The sequence below is a fragment of the Banduia mediterranea genome (genome assembly GCF_031846245.1).
Taxonomy (GTDB): domain Bacteria; phylum Pseudomonadota; class Gammaproteobacteria; order Nevskiales; family Nevskiaceae; genus Banduia; species Banduia mediterranea.
Window position 1 is genome coordinate 1 of record NZ_JAVRIC010000074.1, and the last position, 563, is coordinate 563.

At 64.7% G+C, this 563-nt stretch carries 1 protein-coding gene; it reads left to right on the forward strand.

Annotated features, from left to right (window positions below; genetic code table 11):
- Nucleotides 1–160: 160 nt before the first annotated feature.
- On the forward strand, nucleotides 161–563 hold a 403-nt coding region (locus RM530_RS18430), incomplete at its 3' end, for a helix-turn-helix domain-containing protein (RefSeq protein WP_311366730.1).

Genomic DNA, 563 nt, shown 5'->3' on the forward strand with positions numbered 1-563 from the left:
TGCGGGTGAGATCCATTTCGACATCGGTTGTGAGTCGCTTCGTCTGAGCTGCCCGGTCTGCGGTGCAGCCGATCAGTCGATTCATGACCGACGTGATCACACCTGGCAGCATCTGCATTTCTTCCAGTACCGCGCTTTCATTCATGCCCCCTTGCCGCGCGTGGGCTGCGCAGCCTGCGGCAAGACCACACAGGTGGCGGTGCCCTGGGCGCGCCCGGGCAGTGGCTTCACGCTGCTGTTCGAGGCGTTGGTGCTGACTCTGGCGCAGGCGATGCCGGTGGCACAGGTGGCCCGTCTGCTCGGCGTGAGCGATGCCCGCCTGTGGCGGGTCCTGCAATCGATCGTGACGTCGGCTCGATCGGAAGAATCCTTCGCGGAGGTTTCGCGCATCGGCGTGGACGAAAAGCACATCGGCCGGCTGGGATTTATCAGCTTGTTTCATGATGCCGGTCCGGCGCGCCGGGTGTTGTTCGGAACCCCCGGCAAGGATGCCTCGGTGTTCGAGGCCTTCACCGCCGACCTGATCGCGCACGGCGGCGATCCGCAGGCGATCACGGCGGTAA